This window comes from Bacteroides xylanisolvens, from assembly GCF_018289135.1.
Taxonomy (GTDB): Bacteria; Bacteroidota; Bacteroidia; order Bacteroidales; family Bacteroidaceae; genus Bacteroides; species Bacteroides xylanisolvens.
The window spans coordinates 3,944,915-3,962,536 of record NZ_CP072216.1; the positions used below are offsets into that span (position 1 = coordinate 3,944,915).

A 17,622-nucleotide genomic window follows, 5' to 3' on the forward strand; every position below is an offset into this window, starting at 1 on the left:
AGTACGCAATCTTTTTTCTTTTTTGGCAGGCAAAATTCTTTGTTGAAGTTTGTTGAGGGTATTGTTGAATAGTAACCCTCTTATTTATACTTCTTCCCTTATGTTTCATCATATTCAACAATCTCAACGGTAGTCTTTCAATTTTTCACGGGTAACGGTGTAAAAACGTCCCACCTTTTTGGACGATGCAGAATATTTCTGTCCCGGTAGCACGGATATTTGATAGGTGGAGTAAGACAGCGCATTGGGTGCTGGCTCCAGTTTCCAGTACTGCTGCAGAACATTCCTCACCTGATGACGCTCCATCTTTACCATAGAATAATTGAACAACGCTAACAGGTCGTTGATACAGAAATCTACCACATCCACCTGCATTGTGTCCATGATGTCAAGCAACAGTTCTGCCATATCAAGTTCAATGCGACTGCGGTTGCAGCGGATAATTTTCTCCAACGCTTCCGTGCGGATGAGTGAGGGTGCAAACCACATACGGCTTTCTTCTTTAGTGGTCAGATTCCGATGTTGTAGATAGTACAGAAATGCAGGTATCTCTTCTTTCAGTTTCTGAAGAAAAGAGGTGTCATCTTTTTCCAATCTGCTAATCTTTCTCACCCAATAGCGTGTTTCCTCTGGCTCAATGTAAACAGGGAAATTCTCATTATTAGAACACAATACGAATTTGGCGAAGAACTGCACTTCATAGCGGTCTTTGCCCTTTGCCTCCATCTTGTATGAGTGTGCCGTACTGAGGTTCTTCAATCGCTCGCTATCTTCCCTACGGTTGAGTAACACCTCGTCCACCACTATCATCAGTTTGCCTGCCCAGTCGGCATTAAACTGGCTCCGAAAGTCCTCATTGGTGTTGAAGGTCACGTTCTCTTGAAATAACGCTTTCAGAAAATTCAGGAACGTACTCTTACCCGTGTTCCGTTCCTCCGACACTAATAGAAGTATCGGTAACTTCTGTGTTGGTTTTAGATACAACAGTTGAAGATAATCCATTCCCAATTCATATTGTTCACCAAAGATGTGTTCAATCAAGGATTGTATATGATTAAACTCGCCTTCTTTTGGAATGTGGGTTATTGGCTCATAGAGATTATAAAAGTTATTCACGTTCAAACGGTAATCTATATGACTTGGCATAGTGCAGAATCCGTCATATTTCGGAATGAGTGCCGCTTCATCCTTACCGTGGTCTAATCGGAATATACTCATTTTCCATTCAACCCGCATTTTGCGGAATGCCCCATTCATCATTGGCTGATTGATTATACGAAACAAGGTTGTACCGATGCGGACATACTCCTCTTCAATATTCTCAACTTCTCCACTTGCAGAAGTAACAAGCGCATTTTCAATCTTTTCCATAATCAGATATTTTATTGGTTTCTCCCAAGATGCACTTCACGTCTGAGAAGCGGTATCTTACTTTGTTTCCCACCTTGATTGCTTTCAGGTAGTTGCGCTTGTTCCAAAGCCATAAGGTGGTGTCGCAAACGCCGCACATTTCCTTGACTTCCTCACGTGTCAGCAGTTTGTCTTCATTGGTGGCTTTGAGCGCAACAGCCACCTCATTCACTGCGCGACTAATAAGTTCATCGGAGAAGTGCCGTAAGTCTTCACTCGTAATCTCCAATTTGATATTAGCTGTACTATTGGAGATGATTTGCATTAAATCTGTCATAGCATATATGTGCTGCCATAGTCCGACACAATCACTTTGGCAGCATTATAAATGATTGCGCCACCGCTCCGACATTGGAACGATGGCGCAAAAGTATAAATGTAATTCGCTATAATTCAACAATCTACATTTCGCGATTTTCGCTGAAATCATAAACGAAAGAAACGAAATGTAAGGCAATCAATTTGGTTCGTCTGAAAATGGTCTTATCTCAATGTCAATACTGAATTTTGAATAAGTTGGTCTATAACTGGATGGTAAATGGCTCCATCAGTAACCGCTGTAATTGTCGTAACTTTATTGCCTCCATCTTTCGATGAAGCACCACAATGGTAAATCTGTTCATCAGCCGTTTGGTAATCAATGACAATATACCTGTCGTGGAATATTCCCCCAGACGTTTGCAGCGAAATGGTAACATTGGGATATTCACGGCAGAAATCGTTAAACTCGGCTTGGTGCAACCTATTACCGATATTGTCGGAGAATACTACAATATTCACATTAGCCGGAACATCTTTAAGAAGTACCAGCGTCTTCAGTCCGATGTAATTATCAACTATAAATATCGTTTTCTTGGCGGTTGCATAAATCTGTTGGTAAGCCAAATCCGATTCAACAGGCTGCCCATTGAGTATCAACCAACCTCTCCTTACTGAAGGACTGCCAAAATCAAGCATAACATTTGCCAGTTCCGACTTCGTAACAACATTACCCAAAGTGCCTATTATATCGGCTACTTTGTCATCAACAGCTGATAGGGATTTACGCAAATCAAGCAGGTCTTGTGTGTTTTGGGTTGTCTGCAAGGACAGTTGCAGATACTCCCTTTGCCCCAATAATGGCTGATTATCTACGATATAGTCTTTCATCTGCTTGAAGATGCGAATCAAAGCCTTACTTTGCTTGGTTGCCAAATCTCCTTTTAGAACAGTCATAAGCATATATATACCTTGTTCCGTGAAGGCATAAGGGTTGTATCTACGACCTCCCCAACTTGAGGTGGAATTTTTGCACCTCAAGATTTCACACTCCTCATCGGACAATTGAAACATGAAGTCTTGCTCAAACTTTTCAATGTTGTTCTTTACTTGACGGTTAAAATCTTTGGTGCTATAGCCATAGATTTTGGCTAAGTCCATATCCAGCATTACACGAACACCTCTAATGCTGTATATATAACCTTTCAGATATTCGGCACTGATTTCTTGGGCGATGATGTCTTTATCCATATCATTAAATTAAATAGGTTCATTCTTTTAGTTATTTGCTTCTGTGAGGTAAGTCTTCCACTCATTGATAAGCGACCGTTCAATACCATTGTCTTTTATTTTCCCCCTATTTGTACTGTCATTCAACTTCTTAATAGAAATTTGGAGGTTTCGCACAGTCTTCAAGTCGCAACTTGGTAGTTCATTGGCAAGTAGCTTATGGAATGTTGTCACATCACAGCCTGTTAGAAGTTCTTCCTCTTGAAGGGCAAAATACAATCGTGCCAAATCGGTGCCTGTGTGCTGCGTTGAAACTCGCAATTTTATCTTCTCCAAAATCTGTTCTTGATTTCCGTGAAGATAATCTTTTAATGTGCGTGATGGCTGCTGCTCACCAGTTGGCGATTTTTCTTCAATAGGTTTATCATCAAAAGACAATCTATCAATGGTTGTTTCTACTACACAATCATCCTCAATAGCCTTTTTCTCCTGACGGAAATTCTGCCAATCCTCTTTTGTTCGCATTTTGTTACGAATACTGCTACTGATAACCACTTTAATCATTAAAGCAGCTATCTTTTTCTCAAAAAAGTTGTTCGCCGGGTTATGTGTTTCAGCTTCCAGTTGAGTAACCATAGTTTCATAGCACTTGCCGTAATACAGCCATGCCAACATTGCAGGAGCTATTGAATCGTTTTGCAAATTGTGAAACTCCTCGACCAATAATCTTGCAGCATCGGCATCTGCCGAATAGCTTTGCAGACGGTGTTCGTCAGCAAGGTCTCCATGGCACTCGTCTTGATATTTACGCATCATTTGAGGAGTGAGTTTCCATCCTAATTTGAAAATCTTTTGCAAACCGATTGCCGATTTGTTGTTCACTTCAGCAACGAATCTGTCATATTCTTCCGGATGGCTGTGGAGCCATTCTTTAACATCCTGTTTGAATTGTTCGAAATCTTGTTTTGCCATAGTCTTTCCTTTATTAGTCCAACAAGTGAACAAGTTCTTGTTTCATTTCCTCGTCAATCTCCCTATATCGGCGAAATGCCTTGCTGCCTTCCTTGTGTCCCGATACCGATGAAACAAGATCCGGGTCTTTCACCTTCTTATACATATTGCCAATGAATGTCTTTCGGGCAGTATGCGTGGTTACGACTTCATACAAATATTTCTGCTCAGGATTGCGAGTAAGTGGGTTAAGCACTGTGACAACCCTGTCAAGTCCGGCCAATCGGAACGCTTCTTTGATGGCTTGATTATATTTCTGCTCTGATATAAAGGGAAGCAGAGTTGCTCCTGTATAATCTTTGTAGCGTTCAAGTATAGATTTCGCAACACTATTCAGTGGCACTCTTATTGTTCGGGGATTATGACCGCGTGTCTTTTCTTGTATGTATTCCAACGCTCCGTTCACGATGTTTTTCTTTGTGAGCTTATAAAAGTCGCCTACACGACAACCTACAACAGATTGGAACACGAAAATGTCACGCTGAATGGCAAGTTGCGGACGGGCAGACAAATCAGCTTCAAACAATTTGTCACGTTCTTGAAGGGTAATATAAATCGGAGTTCCATAAAGACATTCTTCCAAAGGGAACTTGTCAAACGGGCGATTGGTGGTCTTGCCTTGATTATAGCACCATATAAAAAAGGTACGTATGCGTGAGAAACTGTCTATAAGGGTGTTCTTCCCTCTCGGTTGAGGAGTCCGTTTTTCGGGAATGGTCTCATATATATCGGGATATTCTTCCGCATACATATATTCGTTCTCCATAAAATCCCACATATCGGCAAGCGTCTCTTTGGTTGTAGTATGAATATCAAGGGTAAAATGTTTCATCCCACGCCTTGTTTTTCTGACAAACAATTCATAGCGCATGAGAGCCCTTTTTACTACACGGAAGTTTTTCTTCCGTACCTCCGAAAGATTGTGTTTCTCCAAAAACTCATCGAAAAGTTCGGCAAAAGTAGGTGGATTCTCTATTGCCAACTCTTCTTCTGTCTTGTACTTTTCGGGATGATGGAATTTGTCTATGACTTCCCCGAGCCATTCACTTCCTGCATCCTCTTTGTATTCTTTCTCAATCATTCGGGCCAATGCCTGTACTTTATGGTTCAAGTCCATCTTCTCGTTTTCCGGCACCAGAGCTACACGGTCTTTATAACCCTGTCGCTCAACACTCCAATGGTTCGGGCTGATAACAAGCTCGCTTGCTGCCTTGATGTCCTTTTTCCCATCACGCAAACGAAAATAGATAGTAGCCTTAGTATCTACATCGTTCTTTTTGGCAACTTTCCGTATAAATGCAGTCACTTTCATAATCTTCGATTTAATTTCTGGATTGAACACTGCAAAGTTAACGAATTGTTCCCAAATTGTTCCCAACTATCCCGAAATAATTTCAATCTCATTAAATTTAATCCGACTCAATGCTATTTATAAATCGTTTATACATAAGTAAATACAGGGAATTTTGTTGTGAATAGGATTTGTTTCCGTTTATTGATATTTAATATTTCGAATGCGGGTCTGGGTACTGAAGCGGAGAAAGTAGAAATACTTTCTCCGCTTTTCTTTTCTACTCCTCGTAACTCGTTGGTCATACCGAAATTGGGGCTCAGTCTGAAACCTTGGGGGATTGCGTTAAAATTCTTATTTTTGCATCATGAAAACATCCTCTTCCCAAACGATTGATCCTGTTGCTTCTTTAAGCTTGTTCTTGCCTTCAGGAATCCTTGATTACTTTACCCTAGTCAATCATGTTTCTCAGGATACTTGCTTTATTCTTTATTTAGAGGAGAAAGCCACTATTCCTTCTGAGTACTCAGATCTACATCTTCACTCAAAAGGTTTCCTCCCTGAGATTGAAGTTCAGGACTTCCCTATCCGTGGTAAAGCCGTTTATTTACGTATCAAGCGTCGTCGCTGGGAAGATCCCTCCACTGGGCAGACATATAGTCGTGACTGGAGTTTGGTAGCCACCGGTACTCGCATAACCGCTGAGTTCGGTGCTTTTTTAAAAGAATTACTTAGATAATCACGCCGTTAGCTGCCAAAGTGTAGCAGAGCATTACTGTATGGATGGCAAACAGCTTCAAAGCCAATATAAAGATCACCTGAGTGACTTCCAGAATTGGGATCAGAGAGCACATGCCCAAGAGTATATCCTTTATCCAAAGAATATGGGTTATCGCCTATGTATTGACGAAACGGCTTTGAGCAAGGGAGATCTTTATACCATCTTAATAAATAGAGATAAGCGAGGTAGGAAAGGTTCTATTATAGCTGTAATTCAGGGCACTAAAGCCGATGATATCATTGCGGTACTTACAAAGATGCCACAGGAGCTGCGTAATCAAGTCAAAGAAATTACACTGGATATGGCCGGGAGCATGCAAAAGATTGCGAAAACGTGCTTTCCACGTGCCATGCAGGTGATTGATAGGTTTCATGTACAAAAACTTGTATACGAAGCGGTACAAGAGTTGCGTATTACATATAGATGGCAAGTGATAAAAGAGGAGAATAAAGCCATAAAGGCGGCAAAAGAGAAGGGGGAAGTACATAAAGCAGAAGAACTCGAAAACGGAGATACACTCAGGCAATTATTAGCCAGAAGCAGATATTTATTATTTAAATCACCTGATAAATGGACCAAGAGCCAGAAAATCAGGGCAGAATTACTTTTCAAGCAGTTTGAAGATATTAAGCACGTATATTACTACTCATTGGAGTTGGGAAAGATCTTTTCCACAAACTATGACAAGGATGTAGCAAGAGCAAAGCTGGCACTATGGTATAATAAGATTGAAGAATATGGATACGATACATTCACAACAGTGGCAAACTCTATTGAGAACCATTATGAAAGGATTTTGAACTTCTTTGTGAACAGGAGTACAAATGCAGCAGCGGAAGCATTTAATGCTAAAATCAAAGCATTTAGGGCATCATTTAGAGGAGTAGTGGATATGAGCTTCTTCCTTTTTAGGCTAGCAAAGGTATATGCATGAAGGGAATTGACAAAAATTAATCCCCCAAGTTTTCAGACTGAGCCAAACAGTGTTGCAAAAAATGTCAATAAAACTCCTATGTATTTCTGATAGATAGCACTACTTTATAAACCACTGGTATCCAACCGGTTACAATTCTATAATTTCCTTTAAAACCAACGGCCCGTTTCTCACCGAGAAACAACCTTTTCGACACCGAGAAACGAATCGACTGATAAAGTCCTAAACTTAAATTAAGGAAATTGTTCGTCTCTTTTATTTTTGACACTTCTATCGTAGGAATGTATATGTTGAAATATATTTCAATGATAATCTTATCGTGTCTAAAATATAATGATATGGAATAAATTTATAACCGTACCGTTTGGAATCAATTACCACTAATGATTTTATTAGTTATTTTTAAGCGAACGTTTACCTATTAATAGTTATTTCATTGCCTAAGGAGTTTTCGTTTGACAATTGTTAAGCGATAGTTCAACATCTGTCAAGCGTTCGTTCAACAGTTGTCAAACGATAATTCGTTAGGCAATTGAAAAAATAATATAAGCAAGAGAAAGAGATAAAAGCTGCATATTGACGAGTTATTGTCAGCGACAGTATTTTTGGTTATTTCCGTACCGAAACAAGCTAAATGCTAATTTAGAGTTCACCACGGATTACACAGATTCACACAGATTATTTTCATTTTCGTTGAATACCTATAATGAATTAGGGTACTGATATACATATTTATTCCACCATTGCCAACGTCAATATACTAATCCGTATATCCTCCACATCTACCAGACAGGAAGCACATGCCAGAGTAGTAGAACCAGTAGTCAACACATCGTCAACTATCAGTATGTGTTTCCCTGCAAGTGTTTCGGGATGCTGAAGTTCAAAGATACCTTCCACATTATCCCGACGTTCAAACACAGATTTACGCGTTTGCGTTTCCGTATTTTTCTTACGTAATATTGATTCTGTATCGATGGGGATTCCTGTTACAGCAGCAATACCACGAGCAATCCACTCACTCTGATTATAACCACGGATTTGCTGTTTTTTCTTATGAAGCGGTATGGGGATTATCACATCAATTCCCTGAAAAAAATTGGAAGACAAAAGTTCGGCAGCCATATACCGCCCCATAATTGCACCTATTTCCTTTTGTCCACCATATTTCAACCTATGAAGAATCAACCGGAAGTCGCTTCCTTTCTCATAAAAGAAAAAAGAAGTAGCCCGTTCCAAAGGGATTTGTCCCCAGAAGAGCCGCTCTACCGGATTATCTTTTCGAAGATGATAATTAGTACGGGGTAGATTGATATTACATTCTGTACAGATACATTCTTCACCCTTTGCTAACGGCCGGCCACAAACAACGCAGCAACGGGGAAATAGCAAAGATAAGAAAGAACTAAGCCAGTCTTTGATAAGAAATGTGTGTTTCATAATAATAGAGATTTAAAACTGCAATAGCAACTACATATTGCAACTACATATTCAATGGAGGGACTTCTGACAGGAGTTTCTGAAAGACAGGATGAAGATTTCCATTCGTTGCAATAATATGATGTCCTTCTATGAAATGATCTTCACCATAAAAGTCAGTCACCTTTCCTCCCGCTTCCTGAACAATCAGTGCTGCCGCAGAATAATCCCATTTTCCGAGAAATGCTTCCATCCAAGCATCAAAACGCCCAATAGCCACATAGCAGATTGCGGCAGCAGCCGAGCCATTCATCCGAATACCGCCCACTACCCCATAAAGCTGATCGATGAGATGAAGAGCAGTCTGTTTATATTGCAGATGATTATAAGGTAATTCTGTAATGACAAATGCATCTTTGATGTCCTCAACGTTCGACACATGAATTTCTTCACCATTCATAAACGCTTTTCCGCCTTTCCAAGCATAAAAACATTCATCCCGGCAAACTTCATAAACGACACCTAAAAGAAGTTCGATACGGCTACGTAAAGCGATGGACACACAATAAGGAGCCTCATCATGAATATAATTCGTGGTTCCATCCAAGGGGTCAATCACCCAACAGTAGGGTTCATCCTGATAAGTGGCAGAGCCTTCTTCTGTAATGAATCCCGCTTCAGGCAATAAAGCAGTAAGGGCTTTCACCACTCGCACTTCAGATTCTTTATCCACATAAGACACATAATCGTGTGCATGTTTTTCCACCACACGCTCACGACGGAAGTTCTTTCGTTCTTCTTTCAAAAAATATCCAACTTCGGTAGCAATCCGGCATACATCAGTTGTAAGCTGCTTCAAATCTAACATTTATTATTCAAATTAAAAAGTGCTTCGAAGTTATAGCTTTTCCGGCAAAAAGCATAAAGGAAAATAATATTTTCGTGTTTGATACGCAAATTAATGAGATAACATCAAAACTATTATAACCAATATTTAAAAAGACATCTAAAAACAAGGCCGACTCATTTTCTTTTATGAGCCGACCTTTCTTTACTTTTACATCAAAATATAAATGTATTGTCCTTTATTCCTTAATTTATAACAACATTACTTCTGAACCACAATTTTCAACTTACAGGTACGTCCATAGAGTAATGCCACACCGTCATAGGTGAGTCCGGTTATGCCAGCTCCCGAGTAGGCTGGTCCCTGGCTTCCTACCACTCCTGTAGGAGTAGCTATTTTACATCCTCCGGCAACTAATGCATCCATATCATTTGCGGCTTCAATGACATGAATGACACCGTATTTGCCCGCCGCAGTAACAAAGGCAATATAAGAACCGTCTTTTATCTGCAGACTACAAGGATCATTCGGGTATCCATCAGACGCATTGACTCTTTGCATTAACATATCGGCACCTCCTTTAGCTATACTTTCCAATACATTCAACGCCTCAAAAGTCTTGACGTCCGAAGCCGCATTTGCCATCATCACATCAATACCAAGGTCAACAACCTTATCATCAGGGATAAGGGTAAACAGCGTTTTGCTAGTGGTAACACCTGCCGGTTTGATCCAGTCATTCACATCGTAAGCTCGCCCTATCGGTCCTCCACTAATTCTTGACGCACTGACATAAGAGAAACCTCTGTTTTTAACGGCAACAAAGCTCGGATTTCTCCATATATTGATGAAAGCAAAGTCTACGCCATTTGCCTTTGAGCCATATCCTTTAATTTCCTTCAGGCTTAATACATGCTTTTGCACACCTTGTACCATTATTCCCTCTATGGAGAAAATATAAGGTTGATCCGGTTCTGTTGAATGTTCCCATTCGGGTGCCATTTCGATATTGTTGAAAACAAGCGCAACATTATTGTCAACACCCTCAAGACCTTCGATATTGATAATCTTTTCCTCTTTCAACCCCTCTATATCTTCCACCACAATCTTGATTCCATTGGTCTCTTTATTGTCTACGACAGTTTTTAGGATAAATTCCATTTCCAACGGATTGCCTGATACCGGAATAGTCGTATATTCCTTCAGGTCACCCAGTACTTTATTACACAACGTATGTTTTATAGACTTAATGCCCACAGCAGAACGAATCACCAGAGAGAGAGAAACCTCTTCATCGGGTACTAAAACAGGGAAATCTGATGGTTCGGTGAATATCTGGGATGGAAGTTTGGTTATCTTTTTAATAGGTATTACCTTTTGTGCCGTTTTTGTCAAAACATCCGTTGATGTTACCAGTATCCCGGCTGCTTCACGCGTATTGACCTTGACATTCAAGTCAAATTCAAGTGTCATATCAGTTTGCAGAGTATCTATCTTTAAACGTTGACGTTCAGTCGCATTTATCTCTTCATATTCTCCATTTTCATCCAGCTTCAACAAGGTAGCATATATACTATGTATGCCTACAGCAGAGAAACTTTTAGCAGATACAGTCACCGTCGAGTTATACTCCACCACATCTATTTCGGAAGGAGAAGTGAGTTCTACAGTAGGTGGCGGATACGCGTTGTCGTCCGAATAATCAGACTCACTATCACTACAATTTGTCAACAATAAACCCCATGGAAGGGCAAGTATCAGGATCATTATATTTTTGATATATTGCTTCATGACCGTTCATTTTTTATTTTAAAGATTCGATTTGTAATTGAAAACAATGTAAATCTCCGCTTACACTTGTTTCGGTTACCCCCCTAAAAGCCCATTTATGTGAAGTCAGGACAAATATACAATACTCGGAGTCTCTATTTCTATTTTCCACTTCTACGAAAGAATAGGTATCAGAAGTTAAGTTAGAAGTAATTGCCGACTCAAGATTAGGCAATAACGCACGTTTAACAGTGCCTACCAGAACCGTCTGTTCGTTTACCTTTTTCTTGAAAACGTCGACAGCCGGAGCTATAAGGTCTTCACTATTTAATGATACAGAACAGAAGAGCATATCTATTCCGTTCACTGCTTCTGTTTTTGTTTCAAGATATCTGCAATCGTTTTTTACTACATATTGTGTCATTTCGGAAATAGTAGAAGGAAAAAGCACAGTACTGCCGATTATCTTTTTCTCTCCGTTACTATAGCTGACAGGTACAAACACCGGCACTTTCTTGCTCTCTCTAGCAGTCTCCGTACCCGTATTTATGATTGCAGTTTGCCCATAGACAGCGTTCGTCCTGTCCAACAATGCCACTGCATGAACAGTGTTTCTGATAGATGACGCCACCTCTTTATAACTACAAGAGCTAAATAAATTTTGCTCTGACAAGTGCGCATAAACCAATACGTTAGTTGTTCTGAACCGGTTCCATTCCGGAATTTCTTCTCCCTTGTTATCCTCATCACTACACGAAACGAACAGGCAAGAGATGATACATATAAATAGCAGATATAGATAGTTTGATTTCATATTTCATTCATTTTACAAATTCAACTTCAGCAAACAAAGCTCTGTGGTCAGATACTTCCGGATTAGATAAAACTTTAAACGACTTCACTTTCCACTTATTCTGTGGAAGTCCGAATATATAATCAATCTTGATTGTCGGCTGATCTGCGGGATAGGTGAATGTATCATCACAGATTCTCTGCCAGTTCTTCATTACCTCACAAATCACATTAGAGTCGGTCCGGGCATTAAAATCTCCCCCCAGCAGTGTCGGGGTATCTCCCGTACCAATCCGCTCATTAATCTGTTCGGCCATTGCGCTCCTTATCAGGTCTGTCGAATGATCCAAGTGAGTCGTTCCTATCCTGATTACGTCTGAAGTTCCCGGCTCCTGAATATCTACATATAATAGCGTCCGGGGTTCTTTGGCTCCGTCTATCCCTTCAAAAGTTTTGTTATTGATATAAACAAAAGGATATTTTGAAAGGATAGCTACTCCATATTCTCCACCACCAGTATCCATCGCTTTCCCGAATACGGAAAACAATCCCAACTCCGCAGCCAGTTGAGTGGTGAAATCCTGATTTTTGTTCCTTTTTGTGTTGTAATCTATCTCTTGCAACATTACAACATCCGGATTGTATTTCCTGATAAATACAGCATACTCCTTCACCGAGTAACCGGTCATTTCCCCGGACATCCGGCAATTATAGCTCATTATTTTAAGAGCCTGCGCATACGTACTTTGATACGCAAAGAAGAAAAGGCATACCCATACAATGGGCTTTAAAAGTGCTTTCATAAATTTGTTTTTGTTATTAGATTAAGTTTACTTATTCAACGGTATATGTATATTCTGATATTTTTTTAAAGCTAACCGGTGTTATGGATTGCATCACTTCCAACACATAGTTCAGGTCGTTCCCTTTACAAACAAAGTCGTACGTAAACGAAGCAATCTTTTCGTTTTTAACTGTAATCTCTATATCAAAATGCCGCGAGAGTGTTGTAAGCACCTCTTTCAATGATGCATTTCTGAAAATAAGCCGGTTGCTCTTCCAACTCGAAGCATCATCGTGATATCTATCAGTTTTTATTTTTATTACATTACTCCTTTTTTCATAAACTGCAGTTTGTCCGGGAAGCATTTGCTGCATAGGCCTGCGGCTTTGCACATGCCCGATATTTATACTTCCTTCGTCGAGTGTAGTTTTGATTACCTTATCCGAAGCGTATGCTTTTACATTGAAACACGTTCCCGTCACTTGTATTTTCACATTCTCGGCAAGTACCAGAAAAGGGGATTTCTTGTTTTCTGCTATCTCAAAATAAGCCTCTCCTTCCAGCGTAACATTCCTGTTGTATTTTGCAAACTGTTCCGGATAAGTCAATTTAGAATCGGCATTTAACCACACCCGGCTACCATCAGGAAGTAATACGAGTAGCTTTTCACCCCTTACAGCACAGACCTCCCGATAAACAAGGTTTGCCTCACTATGACTTTGATAGAAATTATATCCTACACCTATCACAAGCAAAACAATTGCACAGGCTACCGTCCACTTAAAGAACAATGGCATCCTTATTCTCCTGTTCTTTCGTTTTTCTTCCCGCATCACGGCTTCCTGAATATTCTTATAAATGCGATATTCATCAAAAGGAGGCAATTCTCTGTCGCCCAATTCGAGCTGTTTGCCTTCTATTATCCTCTGAATGTCGTCATCCATATATTTCCCGATGCCGTCAACTATTTCAAGGTCCTGACTTGTATGTTTCTTTTTTGATTTCATATTTCAATATCTATTAGTAATACACACTGTTACAAAAAAGTATTATACAGACTACGTTAAACCGTGTTAATTCAAAAGAACGTTCCATTTCAGCAAAAAGAGATAAAACTACATCATACAATAAAGCAACAATAGGCTAAGCTCTCCCACTGTCGCGCGAATCTGCTTCAAAGATTGGCTATATTGAAATTTAATTGTATTGATCGAAAGATTAAGTTTATCGGCTATTTCCTGATTGGAGTATTTTCCCGAAACTTTCATTTCAAAAACCTTGCGGCGTTGTGGCGAAAGTTGCTCAAGAGCTTGCTGTATGATGTTCATTTGTTCTTGTTTAAGGTTTTCGTTTTGAGAATTGTCTTCCAATTCCAAAACCATTGAAAGGCAATCCTCAAGTAAATAGATATTTTTCTTTGAGTCTCTCAACGTATTGAGCAGATCGTTCTTCAACATTGTAAAAAGGTATCTGTTTATAGGTTTTGTCTCGTCGATTTCTTCTTTTTTCAGCCAGAGTTTTAAGAATAAGTTCTGCACAGCATCTTCAGCCAATTCTTTATTCAGCAAATATTTAAATGCCAAAGAAAAGGTCTGCGCCGCATACGTCTTGTACACAATACTAAATGCCAGCTGGTTCCCCTCTTTCAGAGCCTTAACCAAAGCTTGGGCTTCATCCTGTGAGTATTTCTGGGACATCTTAATCATTTTAAATATGAAAATAAAAAGCTTATTATATCAAGTCCTTACTTTCAAATATATTAATTCTTTCTGATATAGCATGATTCGCGAGCAACAAATGAAACAGGTCTCTTATTTATTTCACCAGTCTTTGATATTTGCTGAACAAAAAAGTGGAGAATGATAATAATCCGTCAGTTGTTGAATGAACATCTTTTCGAACATCCTTCCGATCAGTTGCATTTACCCAACCTTCTTCTATTTCTTTTAATTCATCTTCAAGTTGCTTCTGATCCACCTCTACATCTTCCCCAACTGCTTTGATAAATGTATCGATATACACCTCCCAGCGCTTTGCATAATAATCACTTATCAGTCCTGCCCACGAACGACTGGCATAATCGTTCAGGCTTCCACCCCAAGTAGTAATCAAGTTGCGAGCATTCTTTTCATAATAGTCTTTCAACTGGGGAGAATCTCCCATCTTCCGCGCATCATCAATCCATTTATCCAGCGAACAATAAGGATGAAAGGCATTCAGCTTATCCAAATCATTCAATATCTCCTTCATTTTTTCGCCGCAAGCTTTCAAAGCCTGATGGTCTTTAGCTTCAACCATCCTGTCAAACTCCATTTTCACATCAAGAAAGTAGTTTCCAAGCACCTGTCTGCCTACAGTAATCAAATCCAGGCGAAAAGCATCTCTCCGGTCAGAAGGTGCCTCATTCAGTTTTCTCCAGACCTCTAGTAGTTCAACATTGCTATACACATTACTTGTCCGTTTTTCACTGTTCTTATTCAATGCAGGGCGATACCCGGGTAAAGTACCCAATGTGCGCGGCACCTGTACATAAATGTCATTGAATAATCGTTTCCAAGCATCGCGCACAGACTGCGACACACATCCCACATGTCTGTCAGCCAGACATTCAATCCATTTATTATCATCTACATTCAGGTTCCATGCTTTCTCAAGAATGTATTCGTAGGGAAATTGCATCACATCCAATCCTTCCAGCGTAGAGCCGATTCCTTTAAGGTTGCCTCCACCGTTAATGAGAGCATTCTCAAGTCGTGCGCCACTTTCTTTGACGTTACCTGTCAAAGTCGTGTTTCCACCGAAATTGCCCAGATAACACCAAATATAGGGCTGATTATGAAAATGCTCTGTTCTTTTCCATAATTCAACATTTTCACAATGATAATCAAGTAATATCATTTTATTCTGTGGCACTCCTGTCAGCAAAGCCTTCATTCGCTCGGAAGTCCATTTATCTTTATCAAAATAAAACATCCACGTCATTTGCATCCATTGGGCTTTGGGATCGGCAGCCGTCAATGTAGCGTACATATCCGAAGCTATCTTCCGCAAATATTCGGGTTCGAAACTGGGCGGGTCAACCTCGTTGAAAGGATCTAAACCATAAATATGATCGGTTCCGAAAAGTTTTTTTTGTTCATCAAGAAATAGTTTCTGAATTTTCGCAAACAAAGCATCGTTAGGGTTCAAAAAGTTACAACGGTATGCATCAGCAAAGCCGGCCCATTTGCCCAAATGTTGAATATCGGCCTCGGGATAGATCCGTTTTAAATCGGCAGGTACATGTCCGGCGAAGGCTGGTAATACGGGCTTCATATTCAATTCACGCTCACGTGCGAGTATTTTTTTCTGCAAGCTTACCTGGTGTTCCAGCCATTCCATCGGCAACGGACCGTTCCAACGATCTATGTTAGCCATCCGATGCCAGGGCAGATACGGTGGTCCCGTGAAGTAAGAGCGTATTTCGATGTCCGACATTCCCATTTTCGACCAGACTTTATACCACACAGCTTCTTGTCCGGTAATTGCCAAAGGCATATTTATACCATTAAGGGCCATCCAGTCAATAAAGCGCTCCCATTCTTTCCATTGCCACCAAGGCATCGTGTAACCATACGTGCAGTAATTCAGGAAAAAGCGAGTATCCACTCTCGCTTCCGAAACGACCTTCTCACCAACCATCGGCAATTCTTCAGGAATTTCAACGGCTATATCCGCATACCATGACACTGTAGTGAGACAGTAATATTTCAAGTAATGGTTCAGTCCCATCGCCATTGAATTGGCGTTGTTTCCACCGATTACAATTTTATCTTTTACGGACTCTATCGTAAAGCAGTCTTTCTCTCCTTTTAATTTTTGAAACTGAAAACTCTCGATGTATGACGGCAGCAAACGTTTCAATAATGCTTCCGCAACAGCTACGTCTTTGTCTTTAGCCTGAAGAGCCAACGACATAAGCAGCATAACCAGACACGTGTATACACTTTTTCTTTTCATTCTGATTTATAATTTTATATAGATTTTTCTTTTTAACAAAATATATCCCAACAGCCCATTGAACAAGAGGAAAAATACACCGTACATAAATGAACCGAAGTAATTTCCGAATAACGGGTTAAGCAAATTATTGAATACAGCCGTATGGATATGCCAATGCACAAGCAATCCTCCGGCTATGCAACTAAACACATAAATTACAAGCGGATTCGCTCCAAATGCTTCAAAAAACGAAAACCACTTTTTATTCTGCTTCACATCAATGATATAAAGTAGCAATGCCAATGACAATGCCGCAATCCCACAAGTAAGCAAAACAAACGAAGGAGACCACAAACGTTTATTCAAAGGACAGGCATAGCTTAACAAATAGCCGGCAAACAACAGCGTGGTACCTATAAGGAATAGATTCAGCATCCGGCGGTCATTATCTTTAATATCGATGATTATCTTTCCGCAAACAAAACCGATCATTACTTGAGACACAGCGGGAATCGTACTAAGTATCCCCTCGGGATCGACAAACTGGCGGCCCTGAAGATACATGTGGTTAGCCCCTAAAATAGCCGAATCAATCATCCCGACGATATTATCCGCACTCTTTTCAAATCCGTTTCCAAATAACTGAAAAATAAAGTAGACAATCAGCAAGATAATAGCTAATGGCATAAAACGCTTATGCGGTATTGCTACGGCCAATAAGGCTGTAATACCATAACAAATCCCAAGCCGTTGCATAACTCCCATCAACCGGAGCTGACTCAAATCAAAATAGTTACCACTATCGATTGATGTAATGAACCACTCCATAACCAGACCTATAAATATTAATAAGAGACTTCTTTTTATGATTTTCGTAATGGCCGGTCGACACTGGAAGTCATACTTACACAAAGAGATGTAGGTCGAAATACCCATCAGGAACATAAACATCGGAAATACCAGATCGGCCGGCGAAAAGCCATCCCACTTGGCATGTGCAAAAGCGGCAAAGTTATACCCGCACTTTCCTGTATTGTTGACCAAGATCATCCCGGCAACAGTAATACCCCGAAGTACATCAAGCGAAAGTAACCGTTTGTTCGGATTCATAATA

The 17,622-nt window shown here is 40.1% G+C and carries 16 protein-coding genes; 2 read left to right on the forward strand and 14 right to left on the reverse strand.

What is annotated here, in order from left to right; all coding sequences use genetic code 11:
* Positions 1 to 123: 123 nt before the first annotated feature.
* From INE92_RS16835 to INE92_RS16855, 5 genes are all read right to left on the reverse strand, one after another.
* Positions 124 to 1,371 carry a primase-helicase family protein gene (locus INE92_RS16835; protein WP_149924869.1) on the reverse strand — a complete coding sequence of 416 codons (1,248 nt, stop codon included), beginning with the start codon at positions 1,369 to 1,371 and terminating at the stop codon, positions 124 to 126.
* A complete protein-coding gene (locus INE92_RS16840; RefSeq protein WP_149924867.1) occupies positions 1,358 to 1,687 on the reverse strand; it encodes a helix-turn-helix transcriptional regulator in 330 nt (109 codons plus the stop codon). Before INE92_RS16840 ends, INE92_RS16835 begins: the two co-directional genes overlap by 14 nt.
* 206 nt (positions 1,688 to 1,893) lie before the next feature.
* A complete protein-coding gene (locus tag INE92_RS16845) occupies positions 1,894 to 2,919 on the reverse strand; it encodes an ORF6N domain-containing protein (RefSeq protein ID WP_149924866.1) in 1,026 nt (341 codons plus the stop codon).
* A gap of 27 nt (positions 2,920 to 2,946) precedes the next feature.
* Entirely contained in the window at positions 2,947 to 3,870 is a 924-nt protein-coding gene (locus INE92_RS16850) for a DUF6043 family protein (RefSeq protein WP_149924864.1), read from the reverse strand.
* A gap of 13 nt (positions 3,871 to 3,883) precedes the next feature.
* Positions 3,884 to 5,221: a site-specific integrase gene (locus INE92_RS16855; RefSeq protein ID WP_149924862.1), complete on the reverse strand. Its 1,338-nt coding sequence runs from the start codon at positions 5,219 to 5,221 to the stop codon at positions 3,884 to 3,886.
* 346 nt (positions 5,222 to 5,567) lie between these two features.
* Between INE92_RS16855 and INE92_RS16860 the strand changes: the two genes are divergently transcribed.
* Together INE92_RS16860 and INE92_RS16865 are read left to right on the forward strand one after the other, a co-directional pair.
* Positions 5,568 to 5,939: an ISAon1 family transposase N-terminal region protein gene (locus tag INE92_RS16860; protein ID WP_007483771.1), complete on the forward strand. Its 372-nt coding sequence runs from the start codon at positions 5,568 to 5,570 to the stop codon at positions 5,937 to 5,939.
* Positions 5,940 to 5,979: 40 nt separating this feature from the next.
* A complete protein-coding gene (locus tag INE92_RS16865; RefSeq protein ID WP_118301185.1) occupies positions 5,980 to 6,915 on the forward strand; it encodes an ISAon1 family transposase in 936 nt (311 codons plus the stop codon).
* 732 nt (positions 6,916 to 7,647) lie between these two features.
* Here INE92_RS16865 and INE92_RS16870 read toward each other — a convergent pair.
* The 9 genes from INE92_RS16870 to INE92_RS16910 form a co-directional block, all read right to left on the reverse strand.
* Positions 7,648 to 8,355 carry a ComF family protein gene (locus INE92_RS16870; RefSeq protein WP_008642613.1) on the reverse strand — a complete coding sequence of 236 codons (708 nt, stop codon included), beginning with the start codon at positions 8,353 to 8,355 and terminating at the stop codon, positions 7,648 to 7,650.
* 43 nt (positions 8,356 to 8,398) lie between these two features.
* Positions 8,399 to 9,202 carry an inositol monophosphatase family protein gene (locus tag INE92_RS16875; protein ID WP_015531746.1) on the reverse strand — a complete coding sequence of 268 codons (804 nt, stop codon included), beginning with the start codon at positions 9,200 to 9,202 and terminating at the stop codon, positions 8,399 to 8,401.
* Positions 9,203 to 9,442: 240 nt separating this feature from the next.
* Positions 9,443 to 10,972 carry a hypothetical protein gene (locus tag INE92_RS16880; RefSeq protein ID WP_211421189.1) on the reverse strand — a complete coding sequence of 510 codons (1,530 nt, stop codon included), beginning with the start codon at positions 10,970 to 10,972 and terminating at the stop codon, positions 9,443 to 9,445.
* 13 nt (positions 10,973 to 10,985) lie between these two features.
* A complete protein-coding gene (locus tag INE92_RS16885; RefSeq protein WP_009038942.1) occupies positions 10,986 to 11,765 on the reverse strand; it encodes a hypothetical protein in 780 nt (259 codons plus the stop codon).
* Between the two features lie 7 nt (positions 11,766 to 11,772).
* Complete coding sequence (locus INE92_RS16890; protein WP_004296439.1) at positions 11,773 to 12,546, reverse strand: endonuclease/exonuclease/phosphatase family protein; 774 nt, start codon at positions 12,544 to 12,546, stop codon at positions 11,773 to 11,775.
* Between the two features lie 31 nt (positions 12,547 to 12,577).
* Positions 12,578 to 13,534, reverse strand: coding sequence for a FecR family protein (locus tag INE92_RS16895; protein WP_008642606.1), 957 nt, complete (start codon positions 13,532 to 13,534; stop codon positions 12,578 to 12,580).
* Between the two features lie 108 nt (positions 13,535 to 13,642).
* Positions 13,643 to 14,224: an RNA polymerase sigma factor gene (locus INE92_RS16900; protein WP_004317492.1), complete on the reverse strand. Its 582-nt coding sequence runs from the start codon at positions 14,222 to 14,224 to the stop codon at positions 13,643 to 13,645.
* 118 nt (positions 14,225 to 14,342) lie between these two features.
* Positions 14,343 to 16,526 (reverse strand): alpha-N-acetylglucosaminidase, encoded by a 2,184-nt coding sequence (locus tag INE92_RS16905; protein ID WP_203462426.1) that lies wholly within the window; start codon positions 16,524 to 16,526, stop codon positions 14,343 to 14,345.
* 6 nt (positions 16,527 to 16,532) lie between these two features.
* Entirely contained in the window at positions 16,533 to 17,618 is a 1,086-nt protein-coding gene (locus INE92_RS16910) for an acyltransferase family protein (protein WP_008642604.1), read from the reverse strand.
* Between the last annotated feature and the right edge of the window lie 4 nt (positions 17,619 to 17,622).

What these genes read in the sequence shown, in the direction of transcription:
- INE92_RS16835 (WP_149924869.1), bottom strand. Translation starts at nt 1,371, where the DNA reads ATGGAAAAGATTGAAAATGCGCTTGTTACTTCTGCAAGTGGAGAAGTT.
- INE92_RS16840 (WP_149924867.1), bottom strand. Translation starts at nt 1,687, where the DNA reads ATGACAGATTTAATGCAAATCATCTCCAATAGTACAGCTAATATCAAA.
- INE92_RS16845 (WP_149924866.1), bottom strand. Translation starts at nt 2,919, where the DNA reads ATGGATAAAGACATCATCGCCCAAGAAATCAGTGCCGAATATCTGAAA.
- INE92_RS16850 (WP_149924864.1), bottom strand. Translation starts at nt 3,870, where the DNA reads ATGGCAAAACAAGATTTCGAACAATTCAAACAGGATGTTAAAGAATGG.
- INE92_RS16855 (WP_149924862.1), bottom strand. Translation starts at nt 5,221, where the DNA reads ATGAAAGTGACTGCATTTATACGGAAAGTTGCCAAAAAGAACGATGTA.
- INE92_RS16860 (WP_007483771.1), top strand. Translation starts at nt 5,568, where the DNA reads ATGAAAACATCCTCTTCCCAAACGATTGATCCTGTTGCTTCTTTAAGC.
- INE92_RS16865 (WP_118301185.1), top strand. Translation starts at nt 5,980, where the DNA reads ATGGATGGCAAACAGCTTCAAAGCCAATATAAAGATCACCTGAGTGAC.
- INE92_RS16870 (WP_008642613.1), bottom strand. Translation starts at nt 8,355, where the DNA reads ATGAAACACACATTTCTTATCAAAGACTGGCTTAGTTCTTTCTTATCT.
- INE92_RS16875 (WP_015531746.1), bottom strand. Translation starts at nt 9,202, where the DNA reads ATGTTAGATTTGAAGCAGCTTACAACTGATGTATGCCGGATTGCTACC.
- INE92_RS16880 (WP_211421189.1), bottom strand. Translation starts at nt 10,972, where the DNA reads ATGAAGCAATATATCAAAAATATAATGATCCTGATACTTGCCCTTCCA.
- INE92_RS16885 (WP_009038942.1), bottom strand. Translation starts at nt 11,765, where the DNA reads ATGAAATCAAACTATCTATATCTGCTATTTATATGTATCATCTCTTGC.
- INE92_RS16890 (WP_004296439.1), bottom strand. Translation starts at nt 12,546, where the DNA reads ATGAAAGCACTTTTAAAGCCCATTGTATGGGTATGCCTTTTCTTCTTT.
- INE92_RS16895 (WP_008642606.1), bottom strand. Translation starts at nt 13,534, where the DNA reads ATGAAATCAAAAAAGAAACATACAAGTCAGGACCTTGAAATAGTTGAC.
- INE92_RS16900 (WP_004317492.1), bottom strand. Translation starts at nt 14,224, where the DNA reads ATGTCCCAGAAATACTCACAGGATGAAGCCCAAGCTTTGGTTAAGGCT.
- INE92_RS16905 (WP_203462426.1), bottom strand. Translation starts at nt 16,526, where the DNA reads ATGAAAAGAAAAAGTGTATACACGTGTCTGGTTATGCTGCTTATGTCG.
- INE92_RS16910 (WP_008642604.1), bottom strand. Translation starts at nt 17,618, where the DNA reads ATGAATCCGAACAAACGGTTACTTTCGCTTGATGTACTTCGGGGTATT.